The sequence below is a fragment of the Streptomyces sp. NPDC001135 genome, from assembly GCF_053598395.1.
In genome coordinates, this window is sequence record NZ_JBSFKD010000058.1 from 17,366 (window position 1) to 36,670 (window position 19,305).

Annotated in this window: 1 protein-coding gene; it reads right to left on the reverse strand. The window is 73.4% G+C overall.

Annotated elements, in window-relative coordinates; translation table 11 throughout:
* Position 1: 1 nt before the first annotated feature.
* On the reverse strand, positions 2–19,305 hold a 19,304-nt coding region (locus ACWC94_RS40670; protein WP_450802614.1), incomplete at its 5' end, for a non-ribosomal peptide synthase/polyketide synthase.

A 19,305-nucleotide genomic window follows, 5' to 3' on the forward strand; every position in this document is an offset into this window, starting at 1 on the left:
CTCAGAAATCGAAGTCTTCTTCGAACGCGTCGATCTCGTCCTGGTCGAGGTCCAGGAGCGGGTCGGCCGGTCCCCGCCCGGCGCCGCCCGGCGCGGTGGGCGGTACGGCCGGCTCGACGGGCCGGGCCGCCGGGCTCGCGGCGTGGGCGGCCACGGCGCGCAGTGCGCGGAACCAGCCGTCGGCGAGGGCGGCGACCTCGTCCTCGGTGAACAGCCCGTCGGGCCAGCTCCACGAGGCCACCAGGCGGGGCCCGTCGGGGCGGTCCTGGGTGAGGGCGTTCAGCTCCAGGGCGTGCGCGGCGGGCATCGCCTCGTCGCTGCCGCCGAGGCCCCCGTCGCCGTTGTCGTCGCCGTCCCCGGCACCGAACCGGCCGAGGTAGTTGAAACCGATCTGGGGCTTGGGCAGTGCCGCGAGGACGGGCGCGGTCTGTGCGTTGAGGTGGCGCAGCAGCCCGTACCCGGCGCCGTTGTCGGGCAGTTGGGCCAGCTGTCCGGCCACCCGGGCCAGCGCGCGGCCGACCCAGGCTGTGCCGTCGACGGCGCCGGCCGGGTCGCCGTCGGTACCGGGGTCCAGACGGACCGGGAACAGGCTGGTGAACCAGCCGACCGTACGGCTGACGTCCGCGTCCGGCAGGACGTCCGCGAGGAGTTCCTCACGGCCGTGGCCCTCCAGGTCGAGCAGCACGCCGTCGGTGCGCCGCCGGCCCCGGCCCCGGTCCCATTCGGTCACGGCGACCGCGAACGCGGTCAGCAGCACCTCGTTGACGCCGGTGCCCAGCGCGGCGGGAACCGTGGTCAGCAGCGGCCCGGTCACCTCGGCGGGCAGGGTGCGGGCCAGCCGGCGGGCCGTGGCGGCGGTGTCGCGGGCGGGGTCGAGGGCCCGCGCACCGAGCGGATCCTCGCTGTGACCGGCCAGCATCCCCGTCCACACGGGCAGTTCGGCGGCGCGCCCTGGTGCGGTCGCCGCCGCGGCCAGGCCGCGGGCCCAGGCCCGGAAGGACGTCCACACCGGTTCGAGTTCCGGTTGCCGCCCGGTGGCGAGGGCCTCGTAGGCGGCCATCAGGTCGGGAGTCAGGATGCGCCAGGACACCCCGTCGACCACCAGGTGGTGGACGATCAGGAGCAGTCTGCCGAGCGTGTCCGGGCCCGCGTCGAACCAGACGGCCTGGACCATCACCCCGGCGTCCGGGTCGAGCCGGTCCTGTGCCGCGCGGCCCTGGGTGTCGACGGCCGCCGAGAGCTCCTCCTCGTTCAGTCCGGTGACGTCGACCCGGTGGATCAGTCCGGCCGCGGGCACGGCACCCCTGGGCGGCACGTGCAGGCTCCACCGGGCGGGCGTGCGCACCAGCCGGGCACGGAGCATGTCGTGGTGGTCCAGTACGGCCTGGAGCACCGCGGCGAGGGTGCCCTCGGTGAGGCCGCCGGGGACCGGGGCCATGACCGACTGGTTGAACCCGTCGATCCGGCCGCCCAGTTCCCGCAGCCAGTGGATGATCGGTGTCGCCGGCAGGGCGCCGACGGCGGGGTCCGCGCCCTCGGGGTCGGGGGCGAGGAGGTCCTCGCCGGTCTGCTCGGGCAGGGCCGCGGCCAGGGCCTCGACGGTCTTGTGCCGGAAGACGTCGCGCGGGGTCAGGGTCAGCCCGGCGAGCCGGGCCCGGCCCACCAGCCGGACGGAGCCGATGCTGTCGCCGCCCAGGGCGAAGAAGCTGTCCTCGGCGCCGACCCGGGGCAGCCCCAGCACTTCGGCGAACAGCCCGGCGAGGAGTTCCTCGCGCGGTCCTCGCGGGGCACGGCCGGCCGGCCGGTCCGCGAAGTCCGGTGCGGGCAGCGCCTTGCGGTCGAGCTTGCCGTTGGTGTTGAGCGGCAGCGCCTCCAGGGTGACGAACGCGGCCGGGACCATGTAGTCGGGCAGTTCGGCCGCCACGAGGGCGCGCAGCTCGGCGGGGTCCGGGGCGGTGCCGTCGGGCACCACGTAGGCGGCCAGGAGCCTGCTGCCGGGCCGGTCCTCGCGGACGACCACGGCCACGCGGGCGACGTGCTCGTGCCGGGCCACCACGGCCTCGATCTCGCCGAGTTCGATCCGGAAGCCGCGCACCTTCACCTGGAAGTCGGTGCGGCCCAGGTACTCGAGGTCGCCGTCGGCGCTCCAGCGGACCAGGTCACCGGTGCGGTACATGCGCGCGCCGGGCAGACCGTAGGGATCGGCGACGAAACGTTCCGCGGTCAGTCCGGGGCGGCCCAGGTAGCCGCGGGCCAGACCGGCGCCGCCCAGGTACAGCTCGCCGGGCACGCCGGGCCCGACGGGACGCAGGGCGCCGTCGAGCACGTAGGCGCGGGTGTTGCGGATGGGCCTGCCGATGGGCGGTGCCGTGTCGGTGCCGTCCAGTTCGGCCGTGGTGGACCAGATGGTGGTCTCCGTCGGCCCGTACACATTGGTCACCCGCTCGCCGGCCGTGGCCATGGCCGCGGCCAGCGGACCCGGCACCGCCTCGCCGCCGATCAGCATGCGCAGCCCCGGCAGGGCGTGCGGCACCTGGTCGACCAGGGTCTGCCACAGCGAGGGGGTGGCCTGCAGGACGGTCCCGCCGTGCCGGGTGATCAGCGTGCCGAGGGCGTCCGGGTCCAGGACCTCCTCCCGGCTCGCCACGACCACGCAGGCACCGGCGAGCAACGGCAGGTACAGCTCCAGCGCGGCGATGTCGAAGGACACCGTGGTGACGGCGATCAGCCGGTCGGTGCCGTCCATCGGGACGCGTTCGCCCATGTCGGCGAGGAAGTTGTCCAGTGCCGCCCTGGGGATCACGACGCCCTTGGGACGCCCGGTGGAGCCCGAGGTGTAGATGGCGTACGCCGGGGTACGGCCGTCGGCGGCCGGAGCGGCCGGACGGGCGTCCGGTGCCGCCGCGGTGTCCGGGTCGTCGAGCAGCAGCAGGGGGGTGCCCGAGTCGGGGACGGCGCCGGCGGTCGCCGACGTGGCGATGAGCAGCGACGGGCGGGCGTCGGCGAGCACGTGACCGAGCCGTTCGGCCGGGTGCTCCGGGTCGAGCGGGATGTAGCCCGCGCCCGACTTCAGCACACCGAGCAGGGCGACCACCAGCTCCACCGACCGGGGCAGGGCCACGGCGACGAGCCGCTCGGGGCCCGCCCCGCGCTCGGCCAGCAGCGCGGCCAGCCGGTTGGAACGGTCGTCCAGTTCGGCGTACGTCAGCCGGGCGTCGCCGCTGATCACGGCCGGCGCGCCGGGAGTCGCGGCGACACGGCGCGCGAACCTGGCGAGCAGCGGCTCCGTTCCGTTCCCGGCGAGCACCTCGCCGCCCCAGGTCTCGAGCACCCGCCGCTCGTCGTCCGCCGCCAGCAGCCGCATCCGGCCGACCGGGGTGTCCGCCTGCCCGGCCACCTCGCCGAGCAGCCGCAGCAGGCACGCGGCGAGAGCGTCGACGCGCTCCTGGTCGATCAGGTCCGGCCGGTGGGCCAGGTCGAGTCCGAGGGAGCGGCCGAGGGCGACGGTCAGGCTGAGCGGATAGTGCGTGCTCTCGTGGTTGTCACCGCCGACGATGCCCAGTCCGCCGGCCTGGCTGCGCAGCCCGTCCGCGTCCAGCGGGTAGTTCTCGAAGACGACCAGGGTGTCGAACAGTTCGCTCAGCCCGGTCCCGCGCTGGATGTCCGCGAGCGGCAGGAACTGGTGGTCCATCAGGCCCGCCTGCTGCGTCTGGAGCCGGTCCAGCAGGGCGCCGAACGGCTCGCCCGCGTCGACGCGGACGCGCACCGGCAGGGTGTTGATGAACAGTCCGACCATCGACTCCACGCCCGGCACCTGGGGCGGCCGTCCGGAGACGGTGGCGCCGAACACCACGTCGTCGCGGCCCGTGAGCTGCCCGATCGCCATGGCCCACACCGCCTGCACGACGGTGTTGACGGTCACCCCGCGTTCCCGCGCCCAGCGGGCCAGGGCCGCGGTCTCGGTCTCCGGCAGCTCCACGCGGGTCCGCACCGCCGCCACCGGGGCCCGGGACGGGTCCGGCGGGGCGAGCAGCGTGGGTTCGTCGAGCCCGTCGAGGACCTGCCGCCAGGCCTCCTCGGCGGCGGTACGGTCCTGTCCGGCGACCCAGGCCAGATAGTCGCGGTACGGGGTGACACGGCCCAGCGAGGAACCGTCACCGCCCGTGCCGTACAGGGTGAACAGCTCACCGAGCAGGACGGGCATGGACCAGCCGTCGAGCAGCAGGTGGTGGTGGCTCACCAGGAGCCGGTGCCGGTCCTCGCCCGTCCTGACGAGGGTGAACCGCAGCAGCGGGGGCCGTGCCGGGTCGAAGCGCCGGGTGCGGTCCTCGGCGGTCCAGCGGCGCAGGGCCTCGTCCCGCTCGGTCTCCGCGAGGCCGGACAGGTCGATCTCCTCCCAGGGCACCTCGACACGCTCCGGGACGATCTGGAGCGGAGTGTCGGCACCCTCGTGCCGGAATCCGGCGCGCAGGTTCGGGTGCCGGTCGAGCAGGGTGCGCAGCGCGCCGCGCAGGGCCGCCCGGTCGACGGATCCCTCGATGTCGAGGGCGAGTTGGACGGTGTAGACGTCCTCGCCCTGCTCGTCGTAGACGGCGTGGAAGAACAGGCCCTGCTGCAGTGGGGAGAGCGGGAGGAGGTCGTGGAGCCGGCCGTACTCCGTTTCCAGGGTGTCGATCTGTTCCTGGGTGACGCTCACCAGGGGGCGCACGTCCGACGGGGTCAGAGCACTGGTGTCGTCGCTGTCGGTGGATTCCACCAGTGCGCGCAGTGCCCGGAACCAGCCCTGGGCCAGCTCACGCACCTCGTCCTCGCCGAACAGCGCCGCCGGCCAGGACCAGTCCGCGGTCAGCCTGGGGCCGTCCGGACCGTCGAGCGTCGCCGCGTTCAGGTCCAGGACGTGGCTCAACGGCATGCCGGGGTCACGGCCGTCACCGAGATCCGCCTCCGGGCACAGCGACCAGTCGGCGACCTCACCGTCGGCCGTCTCGAAGCGGCCGAGGTAGTTGAAGCCGAGTTGGGGGGTGGGGAGTGCGGCGAGTTCGGGGGCCGTGTCGGTGTTGAGGTGGCGCAGGAGGCCGTAGCCGATGCCGTTGTCCGGCAGGCTGCGCAGGTGTTCCTTGACTCCCTTCAGCGCGCTGACCGGGTCGCCGTCGGCGGGACCGGCGTCCAGGCGGACCGGGAACATGCTGGTGAACCAGCCCACCGTGCGGGAGAGATCCACACGGTCCACCACGGCTTCGCGGCCGTGGCCTTCGAGTTCTATGAGTACTTCGCGTGAGGAGGTGCCGCGCCAGTCGGCGACGGCTCGTGCGAACGCGGTGAGCAGTATGTCGTTCACGCCGGCTCGCAGTCGGGACGCGACTCGGGTCAGCAGTGCGCCGGTCACGTCCGGGGGCAGGGTGGCCGTCAGGTGGCGCACGGTGTCGGCCGTGTCCACGGCCCGGTTGAGGGGGCGTGTGCCCAAGGGTTCCTGGTGGTGGGTGAGTTGGGTCTTCCACAGGTCGAGTTCACCGGCGCGTTCACCGGCCAGAGCGGTCAGTTCCCTGGCCCAGCGGCGGAAGGACGTGCCCACGGGTTCCAGGTCGAGGCCGTCGTAGGCGCGTGCCAGGTCCGGCAGGAGGACGCGCCAGGACACGCCGTCCACGACCAGGTGGTGTGCCATCACGAGGAGCTGGTTGGTGTCCTGGAACCAGACGGCCTGGATCATCACCCCGTTGTCGGGGTCCAGCCGGGCCTGGGCGGAGCGGGCCTGGGCGGTCATGTCGTCGTCCGCGGACCGGGACAGGACGGTGGCAGCGGGCACGCTGCCCGGCTCGGCGATCTCGAGCTGCCAGGTGTCGTCACCGCGTACCAGGCGGGACCGCAGGACGTCGTGCCGGTCCAGGACTGCCTGCACGGCTGCGGACAGCCGCTCGAACGTGGCGTTGGCGGGTGTGCGGACCACCATGGCCTGCTGGAAGCCGGCGATGGGTGCCCGCAGCTCCCGCAGCCAGCCCACGATCGGCGTCTCGGGTACCGTACCCAGGCCCGCCGTGGGGTCCTCGGTCACGGCCGCTGAAACCGGTACCGCGACCGCTGCCAGTGCCGCGGGGGTGCGGTGCTGGAACACCTCGCGGGCCGAGAAGACCAGCCCGGCCCGGCGTGCACGGCTGACCAGCTGGATCGACACGATGCTGTCGCCGCCCAGCTCGAAGAAGCCGTCGTCCACCGACACCGACTCCACCCCGAGCAACTCACGGAAGATCCGGCACAGGATCTCCTCGCGCTCGGTGCTCGGTGCGCGACCGGTGCCGGTGCCGGAGACCACCGGCGCGGGCAGGGCCCTGCGGTCGAGCTTGCCGTTGCCGGTCAAGGGCAGTTCGTCGAGCTGGACGAAGGCCGCCGGCACCATGTAGTCGGGCAGCGCGGACGCGACATGGGCACGCATCGCGGCCACGTCGAGTGCGCCACCGCGGGTCACGACATAGGCGACCAGGCGCTTCAGGCCGGGCTGGTCCTCGCGGACGACCACGGCACTTCGGGCGGTGTCCTCGTAGCGGGACAGCACGGTCTCGATCTCGCCGAGTTCGATGCGGAAGCCGCGGACCTTGACCTGGTCGTCGGAGCGGCCCAGGTACTCCAGTTGTCCGTCGCGGTTCCAGCGCACCACGTCACCCGTGCGGTACATGCGGGTACCGGCCGGACCGTGGGGGTCGGCCACGAACCGCTCGGCGGTCAGACCCGGACGGCCCAGGTAACCCCGTGCCAGACCGGCGCCCGCGAGGTACAGCTCACCGGCGACGCCCGGCGCGACGGGTCGCAGACGGCCGTCGAGGACGTAGACGCGGGCGTTGGTGACCGGACGGCCGATGAGCGGGAGCGGGGTGTCCGTCGTACGGGTGGTCAGCGCGTCGACCGTGGTCTCGGTGGGCCCGTACAGGTTGTATCCGGTGACGTCCGGGGTGTCGGCCAGCTCCCTCCACAGGGTGGTGCCGACGGCCTCGCCGCCCAGGGCGAGGATGCGCGGGCGGGCCTGCGGGTCACGGACGAGGCCCGCTTCGAGGAGCTGCTCCGCGTACGACGGGGTGAGCTCCATGAAGTCGACGCCGTGCTCGCGCACGTAGGCGATCAGCGCGTCGGGGTCCCGGCGGGTGTCGTCGTCGACGAGGTGGAGTTCGTGCCCGGCCACCAGCCACAGCAGCGGGTCGAGCGAGGCGTCGAAGGAGACGGCCGCGGTGAGCGCGGCTCGCAGGGGACGGCCCGCGTGCGCCGTTTCGGCGGCGTACAGCACGTCGAAGTGGTGGTGGAACAGGTTCGTCAGGCTCCGGTGGGCGACGACGACGCCCTTGGGCCGGCCGGTCGATCCGGAGGTGTGGATGACGTAGGCCGGGTGGTCGGGCCGCAGCGGGGTCGTCCGTGCGGTGTCGTCGACCGGACCGTCCGGGAGGGTGTCCAGGGCGGTGGTGACCCCCGGGGCGTCGAGTTCGACGCGCTGCGCGCCCCGGCCGACGGGGAGTGTCTCGCGGGTGGCCGAGGTGGTGAGTACGGCGTCGGCGTCGACGTCCTGCAGCAGCTGGGCGGTGCGCCCGGCCGGCTGGGACGGGTCGACCGGCACATAGCCGGCGCCCGCCTTCGCGACGGCGAGGAACGCCACGACGAGGTCGGCGGTGCGGGGCAGGGCGACGGCCACGTACCGCTCGGGGCCGATCCCCCGGCCGATCAGCAGCCGGGCCAGCCGGTTGGCCCGCGCGTCCAGTTCGGCGAAGGTCAGCCGGGTGCCGTCGGCCACCAGAGCGGTGGCGTCCGGTGTGCGCGCGGCCTGCCGTGCGAAGAGGGCGGGCAGCGTGTCGGCCGGTACCGCGCGTTCCGTGCGGTTCCAGGTGACGAGCGTGCGACGGCGCTCGTCGGGGGTGAGAACGTCGACATCGGACAGGGCACGGTCGGGGGCGGCGGCCAGCTCGGCCGTGAGGCGGGCCAGGCGGCCGGCGAGGTTCTCGACGGTGACCCGGTCGAACAGGTCGGTGGCGTACTCGACCCGGCCGCCGAGCCCGTCGGGGGTGCCGTCGGCGGTGAACCGCTCGACGAGCTGCAACGACAGGTCGAACTTGGCTCCGTCGACGGTGACCGGGTGGGCCTCGACGCGCAGACCGTCCAGGTCGAGGGCGGCGTCGGCGTTGTTCTGCAGCGACAGCATCACCTGGAACAGGGGGTGCCGGGCGAGGGAGCGTTCGGGGTTGAGGAGTTCCACGAGTCGTTCGAAGGGGACGTCCTGGTGGGCGTAGGCGGCCAGGTCCGTCTCCCGTACGCGGTCGACGAGTTCGGCGAAGGTGGGGTCGCCGGAGACGTCGGTGCGCAGCACCAGGGTGTTGACGAAGAACCCGACCAGGTCGTCCAGCGCCTCGTCGGTGCGGCCCGCGATGGGCGAGCCGACGGGGATGTCGTCGCCGGCGCCGAGGCGGTGCAGCAGGGCGGCGAGGGCGGCCTGCACCACCATGAAGACGCTGGCCTGCCGGTCCCGGGCCAGGCCGGCGAGCCGCCGGTGCGTGTCGGCGGGTATCTCCAGCGGCACGGTGTCGCCACGGAAGCTCATCTGGGGCGGGCGGGGCCGGTCGACGGGAAGGGTCAGCTCTTCGGGGAGCCCGTCCAGGGTGTGCCGCCAGTACGCGACCTGGCGGGCGAGTTCGCCGGCCGGGTCGTCCTCGTCGCCGAGGACCTCGCGCTGCCAGAGTGTGTAGTCGGCGTACTGCACCGGCAGTGGCTGCCAGTCGGGGGCGTGGCCGGCGCACCGGGCGCGGTAGGCGGCGCCCAGGTCACGGGCGAGGGGGGCCATGGACCAGCCGTCGCCCGCGATGTGGTGCAGGACCAGCAGCAGCACGTGCCGGTCGGGTGTCTCGGTGAACAGGTGGGCGCGCAGCGGGACTTCGGTGGCCAGATCGAAGTCGCGGGCGGCTGCCGCGGCCAGCGCGGCCGCGTCGAGCGCGGCCGTGTGCAGGGTGGGGCGCGCCGCCTGAACGGGCAGCACGTTCTGGTAGGGGCGTCCGTCGGCGTCGGGGAAGACCGTGCGCAGGCTCTCGTGCCGGGCGACGACGTCCCCGAGCGCCGCCTCCAGCGCGGCCGGGTCGAGGGCCCCGGTCAGGCGGACGGCCAGCGGCAGGTTGTAGGTGCCGGTGCGCTCCTCGAACCGGTTGAGGAACCACAGCCGGCGCTGGGCGGGCGACAGCGGCACCGATTCCGGGCGGACGCGGGCCGTCAGGGCCGTACGGGCGCGGCTCCCCTCGGTGAGGCGCTCGGTGAGGGCGGCCACGGTCGGGGCCTCGAACAGGACACGGACGGGCAGTTCCGTGCCGAACGCGGTACGGACACGGCTGACCACGCGGGTGGCGAGCAGCGAGTGGCCGCCCAGGTCGAAGAAGCTGTCGTCGACGGAGACCCGCTCCACGCCGAGGACCTCGGCGAACAACGCGGCCAGCGTCTTCTCCGCGGGAGTGCGCGGGGCGCGTCCGGTGCCGCCGCTGGCGCCGTAGTCCGGGGCGGGCAGGGCGCGCCGGTCGAGCTTGCCGTTCGGGTTGAGCGGCAGCGCGTCCAGGACGACGACGGTGGACGGGACCATGTACTCGGGCAGGGCCGCGGCGGCGTGCGCGGCCGTCTCGGCCGGGTCCGGGGCGGCGCCGGCGGCCGGGACGACGTAGGCGACGATCCGCTGGTCGCCCGGTCGGTCCTCGCGGACCACCACGGCCACCTGTCCCACCGCCTCGTGCCGTGCCAGTACCGCCTCGATCTCGCCGAGTTCGATGCGGAAGCCGCGGACCTTGACCTGGTCGTCGGAGCGGCCCAGGTACTCCAGCTGTCCGTCAGGGTTCCAGCGCACCACGTCACCGGTGCGGTACATCCGCGTACCGGCCGGACCGTGGGGGTCGGCCACGAACCGCTCGGCGGTCAGACCCGGACGGCCCAGATAGCCGCGGGCCAGGCCGGCGCCCGCGAGGTACAGCTCACCGGCGACACCCGGCGGCACCGGCCGCAGCCCGCCGTCCAGGACGAGGGCGCGGGTGTTGTGCCGGGGCCGTCCGATGGGCGGCGTGCGGTCGGTGGGGCGGTCGTCCCGCGCGCCGTACCAGGCGGTGGCGTAGACGGTGGCCTCCGTGGGCCCGTAGATGTTGGCGAGGGCGCAGCCGGGCACGGCGGCCCGGATGGCGTTCGCGGTGTGCGCGGACAGCCCCTCGCCGGCGAGGACGACCAGGTCGGCGCCGAACCGGGGGGCGCCGTCCTGCGCCACGGTGTGTGCGAGGGCCGAGGGCACCGCGCTGATCAGGCTGTACCGGCGCGGTTCGGCTTCCAGCAGGGCGAGCACGTCGCGGACGATCTCGATCCGGCCGCCGCTGAGCAGCGGGCCGAACATCTCGAAGACGGAGACGTCGAAGTTGAGCGAGGTCGAGGCGAGCACGTCGGAGAGCCGCTCGGGTCCGATGTCGGCGGCGGCCCAGGCCGCGAAGTCGACGACGTTGCGGTGGGCGACGACGACGCCCTTGGGGCGGCCGGTGGAGCCGGAGGTGTAGATGACGTACGCCGGGTGACGCGGGTCCAGCGGCAGTGCGCGGTCGGCGTCGGTGGGGTCCGTGTCGGGTGCCGTGCCGAGCCGTTCGCGCAGGGCCGGGTCGTCGAGCAGCAGGACGGGAGCGGTGGCCGCGGGCAGCGCCGATGCCACGTCGCCGGTCGTCACGACCAGGGCCGGAGCCGCGTCGTCGAGCATGTAGGCGATCCGGTCCGCCGGGTATCCGGGGTCGACGGGCAGATAGGCGGCGCCGGACTTCAGTACGGCGAGCAGCGCGACGATCATCTCCGTCGAGCGCGGAACGGCCAGGGCGACGAACCGTTCGGGGCCGGCGCCCTGGGCGATCAGCAGCCGGGCGAGCCGGTTGGCGCGCGCGTTGAGTTCGCCGTAGGTCAGCTCGACGCCGTCGTGCCGGACCGCCGGGCTGTCGGGTGTGCGGGCGGCCTGGGCCTGGAACAGCTCGGGCACGGTGGTGTCGGCGACCTCGCGGTGGGTGTCGTTCCACGCGGTGAGGACGCGGGCGCGCTCCTCGCCGGTGAGGACGTCGACGGAGCCGACGGACACGCCGGGGTCGGTGGTGACGACGGCGAGCAGCCGGGCCAGCCGGTCCCCGACGGTCTCCACGGTGGCAGGGTCGAACAGGTCGGCGGCGTACTCGACGACGCCCTCGAGACCGGCCGGGCCGCCGTCGGCCGTGAACGTCTCCTGCAGGGAGAACAGCAGGTCGAACTTGGCGGCGGAGAGGGTCAGCGCGAGGGGCTCGGCCCGCAGTCCGTCCAGGTCGAGGGTGGCCTCGGCGTTGTTCTGGAAGGCCAGCATCACCTGGAACAGGGGGTGCCGGGCCAGCGAGCGGGCCGGGTTGAGCACCTCCACGAGCCGTTCGAAGGGCACGTCCTGGTGCGAGTAGGCCGCGAGGTCGGTCTCCCGCACCCGCTCCAGCAGTTCACCGAAGGTGGGGTCGCCGGACAGGTCGGTGCGCAGCACCAGGGTGTTGACGAAGAACCCGACCAGCGGGTCGAGGGCCTCGTCGGTGCGGCCCGCGACGACGCTGCCGAGGGGGATGTCCTCGCCGGCGCCGAGGCGGTGCAGCAGGGCGGCGAGGGCGGCCTGCACCACCATGAAGACACTCGACCGGTGGGCGCGGGCCACGGCCACGACGCGGGCGTGGACGTCGGCGGGGATGCGCAGCGGGACGCTCGCACCACGGTGGCTGGCCGTGGCGGGCCGGGGCCGGTCGGTGGGCAGCGTCAGTTCCTCGGGCAGCCCGGCGAGGCTGCGGCGCCAGTGGTCGATCTGCCGGGCCAGCGGACTGTCCGGGTCGCTCTCGTCGCCGAGGACGTCACGCTGCCAGAGCGTGTAGTCGGCGTACTGCACCTCCAGCGGCTGCCAGTCGGGGGCCCGGCCCGCGCGCCGCGCGTCGTGGGCGACGCCCAGGTCACGGGCGAACGGGGCCAGCGACCAGCCGTCGCCCGCGATGTGGTGCAGCACCACCAGCAGGACGTGCTCGGTCGGGGAGACACGGAACAGACGGGCGCGCAGCGGGGTCTGGCGGGTGAGGTCGAAGTCCTCGGCCGCCTCCTCGGCGAGCGCGGCGTGCAGGGTGTCGTCGGTGACGTCCGTGACGGGCAGCGCGGGTACGGCGGCCCGTGCGGACAGGATCTTCTGGCAGGGGCGTCCGTCGGCGTCGGGGAAGACGGTGCGCAGGCTCTCGTGCCGGGCGACGACGTCCCCGAGCGCGTCCCGCAGGACGGCCGGGTCCAGCTCGCCGGTGAGCCGGAGCGCCAGCGGCAGGTTGTAGCCGCCGGTGCGCTCCTCGAAGCGGTTGAGGAACCACAGCCGGCGCTGGGCGGGCGACAGCGGGATCTCCGCGGGCCGCTGCCGTGCCGTCAGGGCGGCGCGGCCCCGGTCGGCGCCGGTGACGCGCCCGGCCAGGGTGGCCACGGTCGGCGCCTCGAACAGGGCACGGACGGCGAGTTCGACGCCGAACACCGTGCGGATGCGGCTCACCAGCCGGGTGGCGAGCAGCGAGTGGCCGCCCAGGTCGAAGAAACTGTCGTCGACCCCGACCGCGGGCAGGCCGAGGATCTCCCCGAACAGCCCGGCCAGGATGTCCTCCTGCGGGGTGCGCGGGGCCCGTCCGGCGCCGGCCGCCGACGTGACGTCGGGTGCGGGCAGGGCGCGCCGGTCCACCTTGCCGTTGCCGGTCAGCGGCAGCGTCGGGAGGGTGACGAACGCGGACGGCACCATGTAGCCGGGCAGCCGTGCCGCCGCCTGTTCGCGCAGCGTCTCCGCGGACGGACGGGCGTCGGCGGCCGGGACGACGTAGGCGACGATCCGCTGGTCGCCCGGTCGGTCCTCGCGGACCACCACGGCCACCTGTCCCACCGCCTCGTGCCGTGCCAGTACCGCCTCGATCTCGCCGAGTTCGATGCGGAAGCCGCGGACCTTGACCTGGTCGTCGGAGCGGCCCAGGTACTCCAGCTGTCCGTCGCGGTTCCAGCGCACCACGTCACCGGTGCGGTACATCCGCGTACCGGCCGGACCGTGGGGGTCGGCCACGAACCGCTCGGCGGTCAGACCCGGACGGCCCAGGTAACCCCGTGCCAGACCGGCGCCCGCGATGTACAGCTCGCCGGCGACACCGGCCGGCACCGGCCGCAGGGCCGTGTCGAGGGCGTACACCCGCATGCCGTCGAGGGGACGGCCGATGGGCACGCTGTCCGGGACCGCGGCCGCGGAGTCCACGCGGTGGGTGGTGGCGAACGTGGTGGTCTCGGTGGGACCGTAGCCGTCGACGACGACCACACCGGGGCAGGCCTCCAGGACCCGGCGGACCGCGGCGGCCGGGACGACGTCGCCGCCGGTCCACACCTGCTGCACCCGGGCCAGGCAGCCCGGACCGTCCTCGGCGATCAGCCGGAACAGGCCCGCGGTCAGCCACAGCGCGGTGACACCGTGACGGGCGACGGTCTCACGCAGCCGTACGGCGTCGAGGTCGCCCGCCGGGGCCACGACGACCGTTCCGCCGGTGAGCAGCGGAACCCACAGCTCGTAGGTGGACGCGTCGAACGCGGTCGGCGAGTGCAGCAGCACCCGGGAGTGCCCGTACTCGAAGCGCTGGTCGTAGGCGAGCGCCACGATGTCGCGGTGGGTGACGCCGACGCCCTTGGGGACACCGGTGGACCCGGAGGTGAACATGACGTAGGCCAGCTGGTCCGGGCGAACCTCGACGCCGGGGTCCTCGGCGGGACCCTCGGCGAGCGCCGGGCCGGCCTCCAGCACCGTGACCCCGCCGGCGAACGGCGCGGCGGCCCCGGCCGTGTCGGCGACCAGGACGCGGGCGCCGGTCTCGGCGAGGATGTGCCGCATCCGCGACTCGGGGAAGCGCGGGTCGAGCGGCACGTACGCACCGCCCGCCTTGAGGACGGCGAGCACCGCCGTCACGAGGTCGGGCGAGCGCTCCATGAGCAGCGCCACCCGGTCCTCCGCGCCGACGCCCGCGGCGATCAGACGGTGTGCGAGGCGGTTGGCGCGGGCGTCCAGTTCGCCGTACGAGAGGCTGCCCGCCACGCCGGTGACGGCCTCCGCGCCCGGGGACCAGGCGACGAGACCGGCGAAGAGCCGTGTGACCACCGGGTCGGCGGGCTCGTCGCGGATGCCGTCGACGTCGATGCCGTCGAAGCCGGTGTCGTCGGAGCCGGTGCCGTCGAGGCCGGTCAGCAGCCGCCGCTGCTCGGCCTCCTCGAGCAGCGGGATGCGGCCCACGGGCGTCCCGTGGTGCTCGGGGGCGCTCCCCAGGACCCGCACCAGCCGGTCCAGCAGCGCGCCGGCGGCCTCGGGCGTGAACGCGTCGGGGCGGAAGTCCAGCCGCAGGTGCAGGCGTTCGCCGGGTACGGCGGTGAGGATCAGCGGATAGTGCGTGGCGTCATGGCCCTCGACGCCGGTGACGCGCAGGCCGCCGCCGACCTCCAGGACGTCGGCGTCCAAGGGGTAGTTCTCCACGACGACGAGCGTGTCGAAGAGGTCGCCGAAGCCGGCCGCCTGCCGCACCTCGGTCAGCCCCAGGTACTGGTGGTCCATGAGGTCCGCCTGCTGCGCCTGAAGACGCTCCAGCAGGGCACCGAACGACTCGGACGGGTCCAGACGGACGCGCACCGGCAGGGTGTTGATGAACAGTCCGACCATCGACTCGATGCCCGGCACCTGGGGCGGCCGTCCGGAGACGGTGCCGCCGAACACCACGTCGTCGCGGCCCGTGAGCTGCCCGACGAGCAACGCCCAGGTGGCCTGCAGGACGCTGTTCAGGGTGATCCCGCCCCGCCGGGTGAGCCCGGTGAGCCGGCCGGTCAGATCGGCGGGCAGGTCCACGGTGACCCGTGCGGGCACCACGGGGCCCGCGTCGCGGCCGGCCGGGGCGACCAGGGTGGGTTCGTCGAGCCCGTCGAGGACCTGCCGCCAGGCCTCCTCGGCGGCGGTACGGTCCTGTCCGGCGACCCAGGCCAGATAGTCCCGGGCAGGCGACACACGGGGCAGCGCCGAGGCGTCTTCGGAGCGGCCGTACAGCGTCAGCAGCTCCTTGACGAGGATGGGCATGGACCAGCCGTCGAGCAGGATGTGGTGGTTGGTCAGCACCAGCCGGTGCCGGTTCTCGCCCGTCCTGACGAGGGTGAACCGCAGCAGCGGGGGCCGTGCCGGGTCGAAGCGCCGGGTGCGGTCCTCGGCGGTCCACTGGCGCAGGGCCTCGTCCCGCTCGGTCTCCGCGAGGCCGGACAGGTCGATCTCCTCCCAGGGCACCTCGACACGCTCCGGGACGATCTGGAGCGGGCTGTCGAACCCGTCACCGCGGAAGGCGGCGCGCAGCGCACCGTGCCGGTCCACCACGGCCCCGGCGGCGGCCCGCAGGGCGTCCGACCGCAGCGGCCCCTCGATGTCGAGGGCGAGTTGGACGGTGTAGACGTCCTCGCCCTGCTCGTCGTAGACGGCGTGGAAGAACAGGCCCTGCTGCAGCGGGGAGAGCGGCAGGAGGTCCTGGAGTCGGCCGTACTCCGTTTCCAGGGTGTCGATCTGTTCCTGGGTGACGCTCACCAGGGGGCGTACGTCCGACGGGGTCAGAGCACTGGTGTCGTCGCTGTCGGTGGATTCCACCAGTGCGCGCAGTGCCCGGAACCAGCCCTGGGCCAGCTCGCGCACCTCGTCCTCGCCGAACAGCGCCGCCGGCCAGGACCAGTCCGCGAGGAGGCGGGGTCCGTCAGGGTGGTCCTGAGTGACCGCGTTCAGGTCGAGGACGTGGGTCAGCGGCATGCCGGGGTCACGGCCGTCACCGAGGTCGGCGTCGGCACGGAGGGACCAGTCGGCGCCGGTGTCATCCGTGGTGGCGTCGAAGCGGCCGAGGTAGTTGAAGCCGAGTTGGGGGGTGGGGAGTGCGGCGAGTTCGGGGGCCGTGTCGGTGTTGAGGTGGCGCAGGAGGCCGTAGCCGATGCCGTTGTCCGGCAGGCTGCGCAGGTGTTCCTTGACTCCCTTCAGCACGCTGACCGGGTCGCCGTCGGCGGGACCGGCGTCCAGGCGGACCGGGAACATGCTGGTGAACCAGCCCACCGTGCGGGAGAGATCCACACGGTCCACCACGGCTTCGCGGCCGTGGCCTTCGAGTTCTATGAGTACTTCGCGTGAGGAGGTGCCGCGCCAGTCGGCGACGGCCCGTGCGAACGCGGCGAGCAGTATGTCGTTCACGCCGGCTCGCAGTCGGGACGCGACTCGGGTCAGCAGTGCGCCGGTCACCTCGGGGGGCAGGGTGGCCGTCAGGTGGCGCACGGTGTCGGCCGTGTCCACGGCCCGGTTCAGGGGGCGTGCGCCCAAGGGCTCCTGGTCGTGGGTGAGTTGGGTCTTCCACAGGTCGAGTTCGCCGGCGCGTTCACCGGCCAGAGCGGTCAGTTCCCTGGCCCAGCGGCGGAAGGACGTGCCCACGGGTTCCAGGTCGAGGCCGTCGTAGGCGCGTGCCAGGTCCGGCAGGAGGATGCGCCAGGACACGCCGTCCACGACCAGGTGGTGCGCCATTACCAGGAGCTGGTTCGTGTTCTGGAGCCAGACGGCCTGGATCATCACCCCGTTGTCGGGGTCCAGCCGGGCCTGGGCGGAGCGGGCCTGGGCGGTCATGTCGTCGTCCGCGGCCCGGGACAGGACGGAGGTGGCCGGTATGGTGCCGGGTTCTGTCACCTCCAGCTGCCAGGTGTCGTCACCGCGTACCAGGCGGGACCGCAGGACGTCGTGCCGGTCCAGGACTGCCTGCACGGCTGTGGACAGCCGCTCGAACGTCGCACCCGCCGGTGTGCGGACCACCATGGCCTGCTGGAAGCCGGCGATGGGTGCCCGCAGCTCCCGCAGCCAGCCCACGATCGGCGTCTCGGGTACCGTACCCAGGCCCGCCGTGGGGTCCTCGGTCACGGCCGCTGAAACCGGTACCGCGACCGCTGCCAGTGCCGCGGGGGTGCGGTGCTGGAACACCTCGCGGGCCGAGAAGACCAGGCCGGCCCGGCGTGCACGGCTGACCAGCTGGATCGACACGATGCTGTCGCCGCCCAGCTCGAAGAAGCCGTCGTCCACCGACACCGACTCCACCCCGAGCAACTCCCGGAAGATCCGGCACAGAGCCTCTTCCTCGGGGGTGCTGGGCTGCTTCCCGCCGCCCGCGCTCATGTACTCCGGCATCGGCAGGGCCTTGCGGTCGAGTTTGCCGTTGACGGTGAGGGGGAGTGCGTCGAGCTGGACGAAGGCCGTCGGGACCATGTAGTCGGGCAGGGTGGAGGCGATGTGGTCGCGCAGGGTGTCCGTGTCGATGGTGTGTCCGGTGGTGGGGACGGTGTAGGCGACCAGGCGTTTCAGGCCGGGCTGGTCCTCGCGGACGATGACGGCCTGGTGTGCGACGCTCTCGTGTGTGGAGAGGACGGTCTCGATCTCGCCGAGTTCGATGCGGAAGCCGCGGACCTTGACCTGGTCGTCGGAGCGGCCCAGGTATTCGAGTTGTCCGTCGCGGTTCCAGCGCACGATGTCGCCGGTGCGGTACATGCGGGTGCCGGTGGGGCCGTGGGGGTCGGCGACGAACCGTTCGGCGGTGAGTGCGGGGCGGCCCAGGTAGCCGCGGGCCAGGCCGGTGCCGGCGATGTACAGCTCGCCGGCGACGCCTGGTGCGACGGGGCGTAGGCGGCCGTCGAGGACGTAGACGCGGGTGTTGTGGATCGGGGTGCCGATCGTGGGGACGCCGGTGCCTGGGTGGAGTGGTGTGGACATCGTTGCGGCGACGGTGGCCTCGGTGGGTCCGTAGGCGTTGGTCATGCGTCGTCCGGGGGACCAGCGGTCGACGAGTTCGGCGCTGGTGGCGTCGCCGCCGACGATGAGGGAGGTGAAGTGGGGGAACTCTCCGTCCGGGACACTGGCCAGCGCCGCCGGCGGGATCAGCGCGTGCGACACCCGTTCCGAGAGCAGCACCTCAGCCAGCACCTCACCGGCCAGCGGACCGGCGGGCGGTACGACCAGCGCCGCACCCGCCGCGAAGGCCATGACCAGTTCCAGTACCGAGGCGTCGAAGCTGGGGGAGGCGAACTGCAGGACGCGTGCGTCCGTGGTGACGGCGAACCGTTCCAGTTCCGCGGCTGCGAAGCTCGCCAGACCCGCATGCGTGACGACGACACCCTTGGGGCGGCCCGTCGAGCCGGACGTGTAGATGACATACGCCGGGTGACCGGGCAGCACGGGTACGTCGAGCCGTGAGCCGTCCGCCTCCTCGCCCAGCGCGGGGAGTTCGCGCAGGATCAGGGCCGGGTGGGCGTCGTGGAGCATGTAGTCGATGCGTTCTTGCGGGTAGTCGGGGTCGATCGGCAGGTATGCCGCGCCTGCCTTCACCACCGCCAGCTGTGCTACCACGATGTCGACCGAGCGTGGCAGTACGAGGGCCACCACGTCCTCGGTTCCCACGCCCCGGTCGTGCAGCCAGTGCGCCAGTCGGTTGGCCCGGGCTTCCAGCTCGCCGTAGGTGACGGTGAGGTCGCCGTTGATCAGGGCTGGTGCGTGGGGGTTGCGGTCTGCCGCGGTCTCGAACAGGCCCGCGAAGGTGACGGGTGTCAGTTCGTGGGTCGTGCCTGCCCAGGGGCCCAGCAGTCGTGACCGTTCGTCCGCGGACAGGATGTCGACGGTTCCCACGTGCGTCGACGGGTCGGCCGCGATCGTTTCCAGCACCGTGACCAGCCGTGCGGCCAGTGTCTCCACCGACACCCGGTCGAACAGATCGACGGCGAACTCCACACTCCCGTCCAGACCGGAGTCCGTGCCGGTCTCGGTGAGGTTGAAGGACAGGTCGAACTTGGCCGTGTCGAGACGAACGGGCTGGTGGTTCACCTCGACACCCGGAAGGGTGAGGCGGGGTGCCGGGGTGTTCTGGAGCTGGAAGCTGACCTGGAAGAGAGGGTGGCGGGCCATGGACCGCTCCGGGCTCAGCGCCTCGACCAGTCGTTCGAAGGGGACGTCCTGGTGGGCGTAGGCCGCCAGGTCCGTCTCCCGCACCCGCTCCAGCAGTTCCCGGAACGTCGGATCACCGGACAGGTCGGTGCGCAGGACCAGGGTGTTGACGAAGAACCCGACGAGGTCGTCCAGCGCCTCGTCCGTGCGGCCCGCGACGGGAGACCCCAGGGGGATGTCGTCGCCGGCGCCGAGGCGGTGCAGCAGGGTGGCCAGGCCGGCCTGGATCACCATGAACAGGCTGGTGCCCGTCGTGCGCGCCAACT